The following is a 16,026-nucleotide window of genomic DNA, read 5'->3' on the forward strand; positions in this document are numbered from 1 at the left end:
CTATGATCGGCAGGGACAGACCGCGCATTCCGCGCCCAGGACCTCCACCATGACCACCCGCCCCGGCGAGCGCCATGCCGACCCCGCCTTCGCCACCACGCTGGCGCACGGCTTGTCGGTGCTGCAGGCGTTCCGGCATGGCGAACCCGCGCTCAGCAACCGCGAGCTGGCGGACCGCACCGGCCTGTCCAAGGCCACGATTTCACGCCTGACCACCACACTGATGCAGCGCGGCTTGCTGCGTTACGACGGGGGCTTGCGGCGGTACCGGCTTGGCACGGCGGTGCTGTCGCTGAGCTATCCGCTTCTGGCCAGCATCAAGGTTCGCCAGTTGGCGCGCCCGCTGATGAAGCGCCTGGCGGACGCGGCGGGCGGCTCGGCCTCGCTGGGCATGCATCACGGCCTGAACATGGTGTACGTGGAAACCTGCCGCGGACACGATGCCGTGTCGTTCCGGCCGGATATCGGCGCCTTGCTGCCGCTGCTGCCTTCGGCCATGGGACGGGCCTGGCTGGCGCAGGCGCCGGCGGACGAGGCGGAGCCCTTGCTGGCGGCGTTGCGGCGCCAGGATCCCGCCATCTGGCGGCGCCACGCGCCGGACTGGGATCAGGCTCAGCGCGACTACGCCGAACACGGCTATTGCGTGGGGCAGGGCGATTGGCATTCCGACGTGCATGCGGTGGCGGTACCCATGCGCACGCCCGTCGACGGCCAGGCGCTGGTGTTCAACTGCGGCGTACCCGTGACGCGGTTGCGGCCGGGCGACTTGCGCGGCCGCATCGCGCCGCGCCTGCTGACGCTGGTGGCGCGCGTGGAAAAAATGCTGGAGCGCCAGCATGACGCATGACCAGGACCGCGAATTCACCACCACGCTGGCGCGCGGCATCGACATCCTGGCGTGCTTTCGCGCCGACCGGCCGGTGCTGGCCAACAAGGACTTCGCGCAGCAGACCGGATTGTCCCGCAGTGCCGTGGCGCGCCTGACCCACACGCTGGTGGAGCTGGGTTTTCTGCAGAGTGTAGGCGAACCCGCGCGCTACCGGCTGGGTGCCTCGGTCCTGGCGCTGAGCTATCCCTTGCTGGCCAGCATGCAGATCAGGCAGTTGGCGCGGCCGCTGATGAAGCAGCTGGCCGACCACGCGCGCGGCGCCGTGTCGCTGGTGGTGCGCGACCGCCTGCAGATGGTGTACGTGGAAACCGCCCGCTCCAACGAGGCCTTGCAGACGCGGCCCGACATAGGCGCGTCGCTGCCGCTGCTGTCCAGCGCCGCCGGCAAGGCGTGGCTGGCGCGGGCGTCGGATGAGGAGAGGGCGGTCGTCCTGAACCAGCTCCGCGTGGCGGATCCCCGGCACTACGAGGTCCACTTTCCCAGCCTGGCGGCTGCGCGCCGCGATCTGGAGCGCAAAGGCTATTGCGGCAACAATCTGGAGTGGCGGCCGGACGCCTATGGCTTTGCCGCGCCGCTGGGCAGGCCCTATCAGTCGTTGCTGTACGTCTTCAATTGCGGCGTGCCGGCGCAGGACGGGCCTTACCGCGAGCGCGCAGCCGACATCGGCCCGCGGCTGGTCGCCCTGGCGCGCGAGACGGAAAGGCTGCTCGGGCTGGCCTGAGACGACTCGGCCCGTTTCCTGGATTCATGACTCCAAGTCAAAAGTGTTTCGCTGTTTCCTGCCTTTTTCCGCAAGGATGACGGCGGCATACTGGCCGCCTGCCTTCCGATCGGGTTTTCCCGCGCTCCGGCCCTTTGCGCCGGCCCGGTCCCTGGTCGGCGCAATCGAACCCAAGGAAACCACATGAATCCCCAGGACTCCCAGCCGGTGAAGGCCGGCCTGCCATTGCTGGCGCTCGCCGTCGGTGCCTTCGGCATCGGCGTGACCGAGTTTTCTCCCATGGGCCTGTTGCCCGTCATCGCCGAAGGGGTGGATGTGTCCATTCCCAGCGCCGGCATGCTGATCAGCGCCTACGCCATCGGCGTGATGGTGGGCGCGCCGTTGATGACGCTGGCCCTGTCGCGCTGGTCGCGCCGCAACGCCTTGCTGGTGCTGATGGCGATCTTCACGGTGGGCAACGTGCTGTCCGCGCTGTCGCCCAACTACACGACGCTGCTGCTGGCGCGCCTGGTCACCAGTCTGAACCATGGCGCGTTCTTCGGCCTGGGTTCGCTGGTGGCGGCCAGCGTGGTGCCGCGCCACAAGCAGGCCAGCGCCGTGGCCACCATGTTCCTGGGGCTGACCATCGCCAACGTTGGCGGGGTGCCAGCAGCCACCTGGCTGGGCCAGGTCATCGGCTGGCGCATGTCGTTTGCCGCGACCTCGGTGCTGGGCCTGATCGCGATGTTGTCGCTATGGTTCGCGTTGCCGGCGGGTGAGGCGGGTCGCCGTCCCGACATCCGCCGTGAACTCGCCGTGCTGAAGAGCCCGGTGGTGCTGGTGGCCTTGCTGACCACGGTGCTGGGTGCGGGCGCGATGTTCACGCTCTACACCTACGTGGCGCCGACCCTGGCGGAGTTGACGGGCGCTTCGCCCAACTTCGTCACGGCGATGCTGGTGCTGATCGGCGTCGGCTTCACCCTCGGCAACACGATGGGCGGGCGCTTTGCCGACCGTTCGCTGGACGGCAGCCTGATCGCCTTCCTGGTGCTGATCATCGCCGACCTGCTGGCATTCCCGTGGCTGGCCACGACGCAGACCGGCGCAGCCATTGCGCTGCTGATCTTCGGCTTCGGCACGTTCGCCGTGGTGCCGCCGCTGCAGATGCGGGTGATGCGCGCCGCCACCGATGCGCCGGGCCTGGCCTCGTCGGTGAACGTGGGCGCCTTCAACCTGGGCAACGCGCTGGGCGCGGCGGCGGGCGGGGGCGTGATCTCGGCGGGCATGGGCTATGCCGCGGTGCCTGTAGCCGGCGCCGTTATCGCCGCGGCCGGCCTGGGCCTGGTGCTGTGGCAGCGCGCAAGCAACGAGCGCCAGCGCAAGGTGGCGATGCAGGGCTGCTGAGCGCGCGACGCGCAGCAAGCAAAAAGGGCGCCTGTGGCATGCAGGCGCCCTTTTTCATGCCGGAGAACCGCAGCGTTTCAAGCCTCGATCCGCTCCACCTTCCCCACCAGCAGGATGTACGACAGCGCGCCCAGCAAGGCCAGTGACGACACGTACACAATGGCAGGCGCGAAGCTGTCCTTCGTCACCAGGAAGCCGATCACGATGGGCGTGCAGATCGACGACAGGTTGCCCACGAAGTTGAACACGCCGCCGGTCAGGCCCAAGAGGCGCACCGGCGCCAGCGTGGACACCAGCGACCAGGTGATCGATGCCAGGCCGTTGCCGAAGAAGGCCAGGGCCAGGAAGAAGATCACCCAGGGCGTGGAATCGGTGAAGTTGGCGCCGATCATGGACGTGGAGATCAGGAGGCCCAGGATGATGGGCAGCTTGCGCGCCAGGCCGACGGTGGCGCCGCGGCGGATCAGGAAGTCGGACAGCACGCCCGAGCACAGCACGCCGACGAAGGCCGCCAGGAACGGCACCGAGGCCAGGAAGCCGGACTTGATGAAGTCCATGCCGCGGTACTTGACCAGGTAGGTGGGGAACCAGGTCAGGAAGAACCACAGCGTCGACGTCAGGCAGAACTGGCCCAGGTACACGCCCCACAGCTTGCGCTTGCTCATGACCAGGCCCAGGTCGCTCCAGTTGAACGGCGCCTTCTTTTCCTTGACGCTGCGGTCCAGGTCAACCACGCCGCCGCCTTGCTGGATCAGCTCGATTTCCGCCGCGTTCGCGCCCTTGAACTGGCGCGGCTCGCGATAGATCATGAACCACAGCACGCCCCACACGATGCCCAGGAGGCCGGTGCTGACGAACACCATGTGCCAGCCATAGTGGTGCTGCAGCCAGGCCAGCACCGGCGTCAGGAACGCCAGGCCGACGAACTGGCCCGAGGTATAGAAGCCGATGGCGGTGGCGCGTTCGCGTTCCGGGAACCAGGTGGTGACGACGCGGTTATTGATTGGATAGGCGGGCGCTTCCAGCGCGCCCACGGCCAGGCGCAGCACGAACAGGATGACGAAGCTGCCGGCAAAGCCCATGAAGAACGTGGCTGCCGACCACAGGATCAGCGCGGCTGCGTACAGCAGGCGCGGCGATACCCGGTCCACCAGCCAGCCGCCGGGGATCTGCATGGCGGCGTAGGTCCAGCCGAAGGCCGACAGGATCAGGCCTTCATGCACGGTGTCCAGGCCGAACTCGTCCTTGAGCGCGGGTGCTGCGATCGACAGGTTGCTGCGGTCCAGGTAGTTGATGACGACGGTGATGAACAGCATCACCATGATGAGGTACCGGCTGCGCGTGGGGCGCTGGGCGCTCTGCAGGCCGGCGTGGGTGGCTGTGGACAAGGGATGTCTCCTCTTTCTCTTTATCGGCTGATTTTTATCGGCTTACCATTCGGCGAAGCTGCCGTCGGCGTGGCGCCAGACAGGGTTGCGCCAGCGGTGGCCCACGGCGGCGCGCTCCTTCACGTATTCCTCGTTGACCTCGATGCCCAGGCCGGGGCCTTGCGGAATCGCGACCATGCCGTCCTCGTAGGCGAAGACTTCGCGATTGCTGACATAGTCCAGCAGGTCGTTGGCGGCGTTGTAGTGGATGCCCAGGCTTTGTTCCTGGATGAAGGCGTTGTAGCAACCGGCGTCGATCTGCAGGCAGGTGGCCAGCGCGATCGGGCCCAGCGGGCAGTGCAGGGCCAGCGCCACGTCATAGGCTTCGGCCATGGCCGCGATCTTGCGGGTTTCGGTGATGCCGCCGGCGTGCGAGGGATCGGGCTGGATGATGTCCACATAGCCCTCGGACAGCACACGCTTGAAGTCCCAGCGCGAGAACAGGCGTTCGCCCAGCGCGATCGGGGTGGAGGTCAGCGGGGCCAGTTCCTTCAGCGCTTCGTAGTGTTCGCTCAGCACCGGCTCTTCTATGAACATGAGCTTGAACGGGTCCAGCTCCTTCATCAGCACCTTGGCCATGGGCTTGTGCACGCGGCCATGAAAGTCCACGCCTATGCCGACGTTGGGGCCGACCGCGTCGCGCACGGCGGCCACGTTCTCCAGGCATTTCTCGACCTTGTCGAAGGAATCGATGTACTGCAGCTCCTCGGTGCCGTTCATCTTCACGGCGGTGAAGCCGCGCTCCACGGCGCTCTTGGCGGCCGCCGCGGTGTCGGCCGGGCGGTCGCCGCCGATCCATGAGTACACGCGGATGCGGTCGCGCACGTTGCCGCCCAGCAGCTGCGACACGGGCACGCCCAGATCCTTGCCCTTGATGTCCCACAGGGCCTGATCGATTCCGGCCAGCGCGCTCATGTGGATGGCGCCGCCGCGGTAGAAGCCGCCGCGGTACAGCACGGTCCAGTGGTCTTCGATGTTGCGGGGGTCTTTGCCGATCAGGTAGTCGGACAGTTCCTCGACGGCGGCGGCGACCGAATGGGCGCGGCCTTCGACCACGGGCTCGCCCCAGCCGACGATGCCGGCGTCCGTTTCAATCTTCAGGAAGCACCACCGCGGCGGCACGATGTAGGTGGTGAGCTTGGTGATCTTCATGCTTGGGTCTCCTGGGCGGGATAGGCGCGTTGCCAGGCCGCGATGAATGCGCGCGCGTTCTGGCCGACTTGGGCGGCCGACAGGCCGGGTTTGTACAAGGCGGAGCCCAGGCCGAAGCCGCTGGCGCCCGCCTGGGCGTATATGGCGATGTTGTCGGGCGTGATGCCGCCCACGGGCGCCAGCGCAATCGGCGGACGCAGCACGGCGCGCCAGGCCTTCAGCACGGCGGGGCCGAGCTGCTCGGCCGGGAACATCTTCAGCACGTCGGCGCCTGCGGCCAGCGCGGCATAGGCTTCGGTGGGCGTGGCCACGCCGGGGCAGGAGGCCATGCCCAGCGCCTTGGCTGCGCGGATCACGGCGGCGTCGCCGTGCGGCATGACGATGAGTTCCCCGCCAGCCTGCTGGACGCGGGCGCAGTCCTCGGGGTCCAGCACGGTGCCCGCGCCGATCAGGCAGTCGGTGGGCAGCGCCGCGCGCATCGCGCGGATGCTGTCCAGCGGGTCGGGCGAATTCAGCGGCACTTCGATCAGGCGAAAGCCGGCGGCGTAGAGCTCCAGCCCTATGGCTTCGGCCTCGGCGGGCTTGATGCCGCGCAGGATGGCGATCAGGCCGCAGTGGGCCATGGCGGTTTGCAGACCGGGATGGTTCATGTTCGATTCCTATTCCGTGGAGGGCGAGGCGACCAGCCCGGCGCAGACGGCCAGGTGCCACAAGCCGCGCTCGGTGGCGTTCTGCGCCTGTTCGGGCGTGCCCAGGCCGTAGTGCTGCATGGCCTGGATGTAGCGCCGGCACAGCGCGGCGTCGCCGCAAAGCACGATGCGGGGCAGTTCGCCCTGCTGCTGCAGCATGCCGGCCAGCGCCGCGATTTCATGGCCGATGAGCAGGCCCGACAGATAGTCGGCCTGCGATTCGGGCGCCAGTTCGCCGGTCAGGCCGAGCGCGCGCGTGCTGAAGATGGTGGACAGCACGCCCGCGCGCCCGGCAGGCGCCCCGGCGACCTTCAGGCCGCGTTCGAAGGCGGCCATGTCGGCGCTGGCGGCGTCGGCCATGGTCCGGCCCAGGATGGTGTGGCCGCGCAGCGCGGCGTAGACCTCGCCGGTCATGAAGGTGTCGAAGTGGGTGACGCGGCCGCGGCGGGCGCTGACCCACTTCGAATGGGTGCCGGGCAGGCCGATCAGGACGCTGTCGGCGCTGTGGGTCGCCTGGTCCGCCATCACGCCGACGACCTGGGTTTCTTCGCCGCGTATGACGTTGGGCAGGCCGTGGCGCTGGATCAGGCCGGGCACGATGTGCAGGGCGGGGCCGCCCTCGCGCTCGACCTTGGTCAGCAGCGTGCCGATGCGCTGCAGGTCGACCGGCACGTCCAGGTAGGCGGCTTCCTTCCAGCCCTGGGCGCTGCCGACCATGCCGCAGGCGATCACCGGCAGGGCCGGTTCGGCGCGCAACCAGTCGCCGCAGGCTTGTTCGAAAGCCAGTTCGAAGCCCGACAGGGCGGTGGTGGCGGCGCCGTCCTGCAGCGGCTGCGGCAGGCGCATGATGCCCCAGGGCAGATGGCGCGTATCCAGCGTGCGGCCGGCGGCATCCAGCCGGTAGGCGCGCAGCGAGGAGGTGCCCCAATCCAGCGCGATAAGCGCCGCGCGGGCGGGAGATCCGGTAGTCATCAGAAGCTGTCTCGTTTCCGGCCGCAAACCGGGCTGCGGACGCGCGGTGAGGCTGGCGCGGGGCAGGGTTCTGCGGACCTTGTTGTCTCATGCCTGCCGGGCGTAGGTGAGCGCGCGGCGGGCGATGGGAAAAATTCTAGATCAGCGCTTGAAAAATCTCAAAATATAGAATTAAATCCCATATATAGGGAATAAATGGCGGTGAAGCTTGTTTCACCTCCTCCGCGTTCTTTGCGGGAATCGCCCGCAATCCGCGTCTTATCCCCGCATCCCGCTGCGATCGCGGCGGTTATGCTTGCACTCGTCTCTTGTTGCCCGGCCCCGCTTTCATGACCTCCACGCAGACTCCCGACCGTACGCCCACCCTGGATCCCGATGCCGCCGCGCCCGCGGGCACGCAGACGCTGATGCGCGGCCTGGCGGTGGTGCAGGCCGTGTCCGGCGGCGCGCGCGACCTGAAGGAAATCTGCGCCCGCATCGGCGTGGCGCGCAGCACCACGCACCGGCTGGCCAGTTGCCTGGTGCAGGAACGCTATCTGCGGTCTTTGCCCGGCGTGGGCTATGTGCTGGGGCCGAAGCTGATCGAACTGGGCTTCCAGGCGCGCGAAGCCTTTCCGATGGCGACGCTGGCGCGTCCCTACCTGGACAGCCTGGCTGAGCAGACGGGCGACACCATCCACCTGGCCGTGCGCGACAACGACGAAGTCCTGTACCTGGAAAAGATCCCCGGCAAGAAGGGGCTGGAGATGCGCTCCCGCGTGGGGCACCGCATGCCGCTGGCCGCCACCGGCGTGGGCAAGGCCTTGCTGCTGGATACCGAAGAGCCGCAATGGAAAGCGCTGTACCGCGTCGGCGCGCCGGTGTCGTCGCGCGCGGGAGGCGGCAGCCCGACCTGGGAGGCCTTCCGCGACCGCATGCGCGACTATGCCGCCCACGGCTATGCGTTCGATCTGGAAGACAACGAGCCGTCGATCCGTTGCGTGGCGGCGCCCGTGCGCGACGCTTCCAGCGGCATCGTCGCGGCGATCAGCGTGTCCAGCACGGTGCCCTACATGTCGCTGGAGCGCATGCGCGACATGGTCGCCGTGGTGCAGGGCGCCGCGGCGGGGATTTCAGCGGAACTGGGGTGGAAGGTGGACCGCGGCTGAGGCCGCGGCCCTGCGTCTTATTCCAGCGGCAGCGTCAGCACGCCCTGCGGGGCCGGACGCATCATGACGCGACGGTACCAGGCCGACAGCGCCGGCGTGTCGGGCCGTTCGATCGGCAGGGCCAGCCAGCGGTGGGCCGAGCAGACCAGGGCGATATCGCCCATGGTCAGGTGGCGGCCAGCGATGAACTCGCGGCCCTGCAGGGCCTGGTCCAGGATCTGGGCGCGCGCATTTGAACGCTTGACCGAGTTTTCGATGGCGGCGCGGTCGCGCTTATCCTCGGGCGTGCGGATCAGGCCCAGGAACGCGGGACCCATGACGCCTTGCCATTCGGTGGCCTGCCAGTCCATCCAGCGGTCCGCATCCGCGCGCATGCAGACGTCTTCCGGCCACAGGCTGCCCGCGCCGTAGCGCGCGGCCAGATAGCGCACGATGGCGTTCGATTCCCACAGCACGAAGCCGCCGTCGTCGATGAGCGGCACGGTGCGGTTGGGATTCAGCTTGGCGAATTCGGGCGTGTCGACCACGCCGAACGGGCCGCCCGCCTGAATGAAGGAATGCGGCAGCGCCAGTTCGCGCACCGCCAGCATGACTTTCTGAACGTTGACGGAAGTCAGGCGTCCCCAGATCTTCAACATAACCATTCCTTGTAGTGTCAGACGGGCGGCAGCTGCCGCCGTGCAAAGCCGCTGTCGCGCGCAAAGCGCGTCCAGTTGAAAGCGGGCCCGGGGTCGGTCTTGCGCCCGGGGGCGATGTGCTCGTGTCCCCAGGCTGCCGCCAGGGGATAGCGCGCGCGCAGCACCGGCGTCAGCTTGCGCAGGGCCAGGTACTGGGGTTCGGCATAGGGCAAGGTGTCAGTGCCTTCCAGCTCGATGCCGATGGAAAAATCGTTGCAGCGTTCGCGGCCTGCAAAGCGCGACACGCCCGCATGCCAGGCGCGTTCGTCGGTGGACACGAACTGGACGATGCTGCCGTCGCGGCGGATGAAGAAATGCGCCGACACGCGCAGGCCGCGCAGCCGTTCCAGCCAGGGATGCGAACCGTAGTCCAGGGTGTTCAGGAACAGCCCCGCGACTTCAGGGCCGCCAAATTGGCCCGGCGGCAGGCTGATGTTGTGCAGCACCAGCAGCGACGCCTGCGCGCCGGCGGGGCGCGCGTCGCAGTTGGGGGAGGGCATGAGCGAAACACCCGGGGCTGGCGCCAGCCAGCCATGACGATCCAGAAGCAAGGCCATGGGAAGAGAGCATGCGTGTGGTTTCCAACACGCATTATGCCGTGCGGGGCGGCAAGCCTCTAATCAGGCGGATCAGTGCCGGGCCGGGCCCAGACGCGCGTGCTCCGCGCTGCACCAGGTCTGGCCGTTCTGCTGCAAGGCCTCGGAGCGGGGCAGATGGATGCCGCAGTGGGCGCAGCGCACCATGGACTCCAGCGGCTTGGGGCCGCGCGCATCGGTCTTGGGCTTCTTCGCGCCCTGCTGGCCGGCTTGCCGCGCGGCTGCCATGCGGCCGGCCAGGCGGGCCACGAACAGCACCAGGATGATCAGAACAATCCAGAACAGCAACTTGCCCACTTCAACCTCGATGCAGAATCATTTCCAGCACGAACCGGCTGCCGGTATAGGCCAGAATCAGGAACCCGAAACCCGTCAGCGTCCAGCGCAGGGCGACGCGGCCGCGCCAGCCCCAGATGTGGCGGCCGGCCAGCAGCACGCCGAAGGTCAGCCATGACAACAGCGTGAACACGGTCTTGTGGTCGAACGGCAGGATCTTGCCCGTCAGCTTCATGGACGCCACGGATCCCGTGCCCACGGCCAGCGTCAGCACGATGAAGCCGATCCAGATGATGCGGAACAGCAGCTGTTCCTGCACCAGCAGCGGCGGCTGGGAGTCCAGCACGCGGCCGATGATGCTGCGTTCGGCGGGGGCGTCCAGCGGACGGTGCAGGTGGCGGTCCAGCAGCGCCATCATCATGGCGTGCAGCGCGGCGATGGTGATCAGGCCGTAGGCCGCCAGGGCGATCAGCAGGTGGACGCGCAGCCAGGCGTCATTGGCGTGGGGCACGAACTGGCCCTGGGGGAAGATGGCGGCCAGGCCGCTGGCGATGGTGGCTGCCGGCAGCAGCAGCAATTGCAGGCCGTCTATGCGCACCAGCAGGCTTTCCAGCCAGAACACCACCATGCCCAGCCAGATGGCGGCGGACAGGGCCAGCGCCCACCCTATGAACAGGTGCTGGGTGCCCAGCATCGATTGTTGCAGCCCGATTCCATGGAGAACCAGGGCTCCCAGCAGGCACAGGCGGGCGATTTTTCCCGTCTGTTCCACGCCGCCGGCGCCGGCCAGGCGGATCCAGAGCGACCCCCCGAGCACCGCGTACGCCAAGGCAGCCGCCGTGTGAAATACAATGCCTAGTGACATAGAAACCGTTGTCTGGATGGGGCCTTGGGGCGCATGCCGCCCGAAAGCGCAGAATCCGCGCCTGCGGCCACCGTTCAATCAACTAGTTTAAGCGGAAACGCCTCTCATGCTCGATAACCTAACTCAACGCCTGTCGCGCGTCGTCAAGACGCTGCGCGGGGAAGCCCGCCTGACCGAGGCCAACACCCAGGAGATGCTGCGCGAAGTGCGCATGGCGCTGCTGGAAGCCGACGTGGCCCTGCCCGTCGTGCGCGAGTTCGTCGCGCGCGTGAAGGAAAAGGCGCTGGGCGAAGAAGTCGCCAGCAGCCTCAGCCCGGGCCAGGCCCTGGTGGGCGTGGTCCACAAGGAGCTGACCGCCCTGATGGGCGGCGACCTGGGCGCCGACTCCGGCGAACTGTCGCTGGCGGTGCAGCCGCCCGCCGTCATCCTGATGGCAGGCCTGCAGGGCGCCGGCAAGACCACCACCACCGGCAAGCTGGCGCGCTGGCTCAGCGAAGGCCAGCACACCCAGCACGGCCGCAAGACCGGCAAGAAGAAAGTGCTGGTGGTATCCGCCGACGTCTATCGCCCGGCCGCTATCGATCAGCTGAAGAGCGTGGCGGCCCAGGTTGGCGTGGACTTCCTGCCGTCCGACCCCAGCCAGAAGCCCGAGGACATCGCCCGCAACGCGGTGGACCATGCGCGCCGCCATCACTATGACGTGCTGATCCTGGACACGGCCGGCCGCCTGGGCATCGACGAGGCCATGATGCGCGAAATCCGCGCGCTGCATGACCTGGTCAAGCCGGTGGAAACGCTGTTCGTGGTCGACGCCATGCAGGGCCAGGACGCGGTCAACACCGCGCGCGCCTTCGCCGAAGCGCTGCCCCTGACCGGCGTGGTGCTGACCAAGCTGGACGGCGACGCCCGCGGCGGCGCGGCCCTGTCGGTGCGCCACGTCACCGGCAAGCCGCTGAAGTTCGTCGGCGTCTCGGAAAAGCTCGATGGCCTGGAGCCCTTCTACCCCGAGCGCATGGCGCAGCGCGTGCTCGGCATGGGCGACATCGTGTCGCTGGTCGAACAGGCTCAGAAGAACATCGACATCGCCGAAGCCCAGAAGCTGGCCGCGAAGATCAAGTCGGGCAACAAGTTCGACCTGAACGACTTCCGCGACCAGCTCGGCCAGGTGAAGAAGCTGGGCGACATGGGCTCGCTGCTGGAAAAGCTGCCGGCCCAGTTCCAGCAGGCCGCTGGCCAGCTGCAGGGTGGGCAGGCTGAAAAGCAGCTGCGCCGCACCGAAGGCATCCTGAATTCCATGACCGCGGCCGAACGCGCCAAGCCCGAACTCATCAAGGCCTCGCGCAAGCGCCGCATCGCGGCCGGTTCCGGCGTGCCGGTGCAGGAAGTCAACCGCCTGCTCGCGCAGTTCGACCAGATGCAGGGCATGATGAAGCAGATGAAGAAGGGCGGCATGGCCAAGATGATGCGCGCCATGGGCGGCATGAAGGGCTTGGGCCGCTTTGGAATGAAGTGAGGCCGCCCACGGCGCGCGCACTGCGTGCGCTTGCGGTGCCCCCACGCTTCGCTCACTGCGTGAGCTCTCTGCCTCCCGAGGGGGCTCTTTTTCCTTGGGGCGGCCCGGCGGAAAAAGGCCTTCTTGCGCCCGACTGGAATGCCCCTGTTGGGGCATTTTTTATTGGAGAGACGGGCAAAAAAATGGCCAGACGTTGCGTCTGGCCAAGTAATCGCGGCTAGCAGGGGGCGCCTGCCGCGATGCAAGCCGGAAAGCGCATGGGTGCCTTCCGGCCTGTCCGATTTATCGCAATGATCAGGACAGGGGCGGGATGCGCAGCACCTGGCCCGGATAGATCTTGTCGGGGCTGGTCAGCATGGGCTTGTTGGCTTCGAAGATCAGGTTGTTCTTCGCGCCCTGGCCCTTGCCGTATTGCGCCTCGGCAATCTTCCACAGGTTGTCGCCCTTCTGTACCGTGTACATCTTGGCTTCCGGGGTGGCCTGCTTCACCTTCAGTTGGTTGTCCACCTGGGCCACGCCCACGGTGTTGCCCAGCGCCAGAGTGATCTTCTCGGCCGCTTCCGTGCTGAGGGCCTCGCCCGCCACCGTGACCTTGTCGCCATCGACCGAGATCTGCAAGCCGTCGGCATTCAGGCCGTGCTTATCGAGCTCTTTCTTCAATTCGTCCGCCGTCGCGGCCTTGGCCTCGCTGGCGCCGAAGAGCTTTTCTCCAACGTCCTTGATGAAATTGAGCAGACCCATAGTGTTTCCTTTATCTATGTTGCGGTGAGAGAAACAAGTGCCATCAGGGCTTTTGGCCCATGAACATTTTGCGCACGACGCCGGCGATCAGGGTCAGCACGGCGCCACCGACGCCGCCGCCGACCACGCTGCTGGCGATCGCGGAAAGATCCAGTCCCGTATTGCCCGCTGCAACCGCGTTCGCTCCTGCGGTGATCATCGGAGCCAGCCAGGAACCCCCAGCCAGGCCGCCGATGGCGCCTGCGATGGTGTTGCCCAACGGGCCCAGATTGAACTGCTGGAGCATCTTTCCCAGGCCATTGCCCCCGGCAGCGCCGGCGACAAGCTGGATGATCAGGTTGATGATGACTGCGGTGTTCATGATGCCTCCTCTGCCCCGCGAGGGCGATGTGCAACGCTAGAACAACAGCAAGACAAGAGAGTACGAAACCAGCAGGAACGATTATGACTCGCACATTCCCCGCGCGACGAGGGGTTAACGTGTAACAGGTTGCTAGCCTGTTGGCAGACTACGCAAGAATGCTGGTCAGTTTGCAGGGAATGCGCCGCGATCGGTCTAAACCGCATCGGGCGCGCGGCTACATGCGACAAGGGCCGCTATCGCAGCGGCCCTTGTCTTGGCAGTTTTTCAACGCGGCGCAGGCGTCAGCCGCCGCCCACGGCCACCACGATTTCGACCTGGTCGCCGTCCGTCAGCGCGGTCTGCGCGTGCTGGCTCTTGGGCACGATTTCGCCGTTGCGTTCCACGGCCACGCGCTTGCCGGCATAGCCCAGGGCCTCCAGCAGTTCGTTCACGGTCGTGTCCAGGGGAAACTCCCGTGCGTCTCCGTTCAGGGTGATGTGCATGCAGGTCTCCTCAGTTATCGCGCATAGCCGTCGGTGGCGGCGATCAGCCGCGCCAACGTGCCGGGTTCGTCAAACGCATGGCCCGCGTCCGGGACCAGGTGGAATTCGGCTTCGGGCCAGGCGCGGTGCAGGTCCCAGGCGGTGCGCGCGGGCGTGCAGACGTCGTAGCGCCCCTGCACGATGGTGCCCGGAACGCCGCGCAGCTTGTGCGCGTCGCGGATCAACTGGCCTTCTTCCATGAAGCCGTGGTTCACGAAGTAGTGGTTCTCGATGCGTGCGAATGCCAGCGCGGCACGGTCGGCGGCATGGCTTTGCTGATGGCGCGGGCTGGGCAGCAGCGTGATGGTGCTGTCTTCCCACTTGCTCCAGGCCTTGGCCGCGCGCAACTGCTCGGCCGGGTCATCGCCCGTCAGGCGCTTGTGATACGCGGCCACCAGGTCGCCGCGCTCGTCTTCCGGAATCGGCGCCAGATATTCTTCCCAGCGGTCGGGGAATAGCCACGACGCGCCTTCCTGATAGAACCACTGGATTTCTGCCTTGCGCAGCCCGAAAATGCCCCGCAGCACCAGCTCGCTCACGTGCGATACATGCGTTTCCGCATAGGCCAGCGCCAGCGTCGAACCCCAGGACCCGCCGAACACCAGCCACTTTTCCGCGCCCATGACCTCGGTGCGCAGGCGCTCGATGTCGGATACCAGATGCCAGGTCGTGTTGTTGTCCAGACTGGCGTGGGGCCGCGAACGGCCGCAGCCGCGCTGATCGAACAGCAGCACGTTGTAGCGCTGCGGATCGAACAGCTGCCGATGCACGGGCGAGCAGCCGCTGCCGGGGCCGCCATGCAGGAACACGGCGGGCTTGCCCTGCGGATTGCCGCAGAGTTCCCAGTAGATCTGGTGGCCGTCGCCGGTGTCCAGCGTGCCTTGGCGGTAGGGTTCGATGGGCGGGTATAGCATCAGGCGACTCGCTTGAAGATCAGGTCCCAGACGCCGTGGCCCAGGCGCAGGCCGCGGTTCTCGAATTTGGTCAGGGGGCGGTAATCGGGGCGGGGGGCGTAGCCGTCCGCGGTGTTCGCAAGCTGCGGCTCGTTGCCCAGCACTTCCAGCATCTGCACCGCGTAGTCTTCCCAATCGGTGGCGCAATGGATGTAGCCGCCCGGCGCGATGCGGCTGGCCAAGAGCGAGATGAACGCGGGCTGGATCAGGCGGCGCTTGTGATGGCGCTTCTTGGGCCACGGATCCGGGAAGTAGATGTGCACGCCGGCCAGCGAATCGGGGGCGATCATGTCGCGCACCACTTCCACGGCGTCGTGCTGGATGATGCGCAGGTTCGGGATGCTGGAGTCTTCAATGCGGCGCAGCAGCGAGCCGACGCCGGCGTTGAACACTTCCACGCCCAGGAAGTTGTCGCCCGGGCGCGCCAGCGCGATCTTCTCGGTGGTTTCGCCCATGCCGAAACCGATCTCCAGCACCGTCGGCGCCTGCCGGCCGAAGGCGGCGGCGGGATCCAGGCGGCGCGGCGCATACGGGATGGACCATTGGCCCATCAGGCGCTCGAGCGCGGCCAGCTGGCCCTGCGTAATGTGGCCGCGGCGGTGCACGAAACTGCGGATATGGGTCGCGCCGGGGCTGTTGGGAGCGTGGGCGGTACTGGCCAGCGCAGCCTGCGTTTCCGGGGAAACGGCGGTAGCCGAGGGTTCGCCGCCAGGCGTCGCGGGGGTGCTTGCGGCAGCCGGGGCCGAGGCGGCTGCGGGGTTGTTTTCGGGGGTGTTCGTATTCATAGCCCGAATTGTAGTGGCAGGCCCGGCGCGCCGCTGTCGCCCAGATGCACTAAATTGGGGACATATTTACAACCTTGAGGCTGAGGGCCGCTGCGGCAGGGCGACGTCAGGCGGCGGCGATGAAAAAAGGCGCGCTATAATCGCCGCCTCTGCTTCGGCTTTGCGCCGAGGGCACGACACCCGAGCGGGTGTAGTTCAATGGTAGAACGGCGGCTTCCCAAGCCTCAAGCGTGGGTTCGATTCCCATCACCCGCTCCATCTGCGCCAGTCAATTTAAGGACTTCACCGAGTTCCGGTGGGCGTCATGTTGTCATTTTCGAGATTGTTGTTTTTTAAACCAATCCCGATTCTCCG

18 protein-coding genes and 1 tRNA gene are annotated in these 16,026 nt (G+C 67.0%); 6 read left to right on the forward strand and 13 right to left on the reverse strand.

What is annotated here, in order from left to right:
• Positions 1-49: 49 nt before the first annotated feature.
• The 3 genes from NGK62_RS14890 to NGK62_RS14900 all read left to right on the forward strand — a co-directional run bounded on the left by NGK62_RS14890 (position 50) and on the right by NGK62_RS14900 (position 2,993).
• Positions 50-847: an IclR family transcriptional regulator gene (locus NGK62_RS14890; protein WP_118931585.1), complete on the forward strand. Its 798-nt coding sequence runs from the start codon at positions 50-52 to the stop codon at positions 845-847.
• Positions 837-1,610, forward strand: coding sequence for an IclR family transcriptional regulator (locus tag NGK62_RS14895; RefSeq protein ID WP_059373923.1), 774 nt, complete (start codon positions 837-839; stop codon positions 1,608-1,610). Before NGK62_RS14890 ends, NGK62_RS14895 begins: the two co-directional genes overlap by 11 nt.
• 183 nt (positions 1,611-1,793) lie before the next feature.
• Entirely contained in the window at positions 1,794-2,993 is a 1,200-nt protein-coding gene (locus NGK62_RS14900; RefSeq protein WP_251878902.1) for an MFS transporter, read from the forward strand.
• 77 nt (positions 2,994-3,070) lie between these two features.
• On the opposite strand, the gene NGK62_RS14905 is transcribed toward NGK62_RS14900, so the two are convergent.
• The 4 genes from NGK62_RS14905 to NGK62_RS14920 are packed head-to-tail and all read right to left on the reverse strand — an operon-like array spanning position 3,071 to position 7,233.
• The gene (locus NGK62_RS14905; protein ID WP_251878904.1) at positions 3,071-4,381 is read right to left on the reverse strand and encodes an MFS transporter; all 1,311 of its coding nucleotides are present in this window, start codon (positions 4,379-4,381) and stop codon (positions 3,071-3,073) included.
• A gap of 42 nt (positions 4,382-4,423) precedes the next feature.
• Positions 4,424-5,572 (reverse strand): galactonate dehydratase, encoded by a 1,149-nt coding sequence (gene dgoD / locus NGK62_RS14910; protein WP_059373920.1) that lies wholly within the window; start codon positions 5,570-5,572, stop codon positions 4,424-4,426.
• Positions 5,569-6,222 (reverse strand): 2-dehydro-3-deoxy-6-phosphogalactonate aldolase, encoded by a 654-nt coding sequence (locus tag NGK62_RS14915; protein ID WP_251878906.1) that lies wholly within the window; start codon positions 6,220-6,222, stop codon positions 5,569-5,571. The genes dgoD and NGK62_RS14915 overlap by 4 nt, the downstream gene beginning before the upstream one ends.
• Positions 6,223-6,231: 9 nt before the next feature.
• Complete coding sequence (locus NGK62_RS14920; RefSeq protein ID WP_251878908.1) at positions 6,232-7,233, reverse strand: 2-dehydro-3-deoxygalactonokinase; 1,002 nt, start codon at positions 7,231-7,233, stop codon at positions 6,232-6,234.
• A gap of 329 nt (positions 7,234-7,562) precedes the next feature.
• Between NGK62_RS14920 and NGK62_RS14925 the strand changes: the two genes are divergently transcribed.
• A complete protein-coding gene (locus NGK62_RS14925; RefSeq protein ID WP_059374026.1) occupies positions 7,563-8,381 on the forward strand; it encodes an IclR family transcriptional regulator in 819 nt (272 codons plus the stop codon).
• A gap of 17 nt (positions 8,382-8,398) precedes the next feature.
• On the opposite strand, the gene NGK62_RS14930 is transcribed toward NGK62_RS14925, so the two are convergent.
• The 4 genes from NGK62_RS14930 to NGK62_RS14945 all read right to left on the reverse strand — a co-directional run bounded on the left by NGK62_RS14930 (position 8,399) and on the right by NGK62_RS14945 (position 10,795).
• Positions 8,399-9,019 (reverse strand): glutathione S-transferase family protein, encoded by a 621-nt coding sequence (locus NGK62_RS14930; protein ID WP_059373917.1) that lies wholly within the window; start codon positions 9,017-9,019, stop codon positions 8,399-8,401.
• A gap of 17 nt (positions 9,020-9,036) precedes the next feature.
• A complete protein-coding gene (gene ampD / locus NGK62_RS14935; protein WP_251878910.1) occupies positions 9,037-9,615 on the reverse strand; it encodes a 1,6-anhydro-N-acetylmuramyl-L-alanine amidase AmpD in 579 nt (192 codons plus the stop codon).
• A gap of 72 nt (positions 9,616-9,687) precedes the next feature.
• A complete protein-coding gene (locus NGK62_RS14940) occupies positions 9,688-9,951 on the reverse strand; it encodes a PP0621 family protein (protein WP_059373915.1) in 264 nt (87 codons plus the stop codon).
• A 1-nt stretch (position 9,952) separates the two neighbouring features.
• Complete coding sequence (locus NGK62_RS14945; protein WP_059373914.1) at positions 9,953-10,795, reverse strand: cytochrome C assembly family protein; 843 nt, start codon at positions 10,793-10,795, stop codon at positions 9,953-9,955.
• Between the two features lie 106 nt (positions 10,796-10,901).
• On the opposite strand from NGK62_RS14945, the gene ffh reads away from it, so the two are divergent.
• Positions 10,902-12,308, forward strand: coding sequence for a signal recognition particle protein (gene ffh, locus NGK62_RS14950; RefSeq protein WP_054459340.1), 1,407 nt, complete (start codon positions 10,902-10,904; stop codon positions 12,306-12,308).
• Between the two features lie 294 nt (positions 12,309-12,602).
• On the opposite strand, the gene lysM is transcribed toward ffh, so the two are convergent.
• The 5 genes from lysM to trmB all read right to left on the reverse strand — a co-directional run bounded on the left by lysM (position 12,603) and on the right by trmB (position 15,672).
• Positions 12,603-13,049: a peptidoglycan-binding protein LysM gene (gene lysM / locus NGK62_RS14955; RefSeq protein ID WP_054459342.1), complete on the reverse strand. Its 447-nt coding sequence runs from the start codon at positions 13,047-13,049 to the stop codon at positions 12,603-12,605.
• 43 nt (positions 13,050-13,092) lie between these two features.
• Positions 13,093-13,410 carry a hypothetical protein gene (locus tag NGK62_RS14960; RefSeq protein ID WP_118931500.1) on the reverse strand — a complete coding sequence of 106 codons (318 nt, stop codon included), beginning with the start codon at positions 13,408-13,410 and terminating at the stop codon, positions 13,093-13,095.
• A 284-nt stretch (positions 13,411-13,694) separates the two neighbouring features.
• Complete coding sequence (gene thiS, locus NGK62_RS14965; RefSeq protein WP_057285417.1) at positions 13,695-13,895, reverse strand: sulfur carrier protein ThiS; 201 nt, start codon at positions 13,893-13,895, stop codon at positions 13,695-13,697.
• Positions 13,896-13,909: 14 nt separating this feature from the next.
• Positions 13,910-14,848: a prolyl aminopeptidase gene (pip, locus tag NGK62_RS14970; RefSeq protein ID WP_118931501.1), complete on the reverse strand. Its 939-nt coding sequence runs from the start codon at positions 14,846-14,848 to the stop codon at positions 13,910-13,912.
• On the reverse strand, positions 14,848-15,672 hold the full coding sequence (gene trmB, locus NGK62_RS14975; protein WP_165867763.1) for a tRNA (guanosine(46)-N7)-methyltransferase TrmB: 825 nt from the start codon (positions 15,670-15,672) through the stop codon (positions 14,848-14,850). Before trmB ends, pip begins: the two co-directional genes overlap by 1 nt.
• 184 nt (positions 15,673-15,856) lie before the next feature.
• Between trmB and NGK62_RS14980 the strand changes: the two genes are divergently transcribed.
• Positions 15,857-15,930: transfer RNA gene (locus NGK62_RS14980), tRNA-Gly, on the forward strand.
• Positions 15,931-16,026: the final 96 nt, after the last annotated feature.

The sequence above is a fragment of the Achromobacter sp. Marseille-Q4954 genome, from assembly GCF_943737025.1.
In the GTDB taxonomy this organism is placed as follows: domain Bacteria; phylum Pseudomonadota; class Gammaproteobacteria; order Burkholderiales; family Burkholderiaceae_B; genus Achromobacter; species Achromobacter bronchisepticus_A.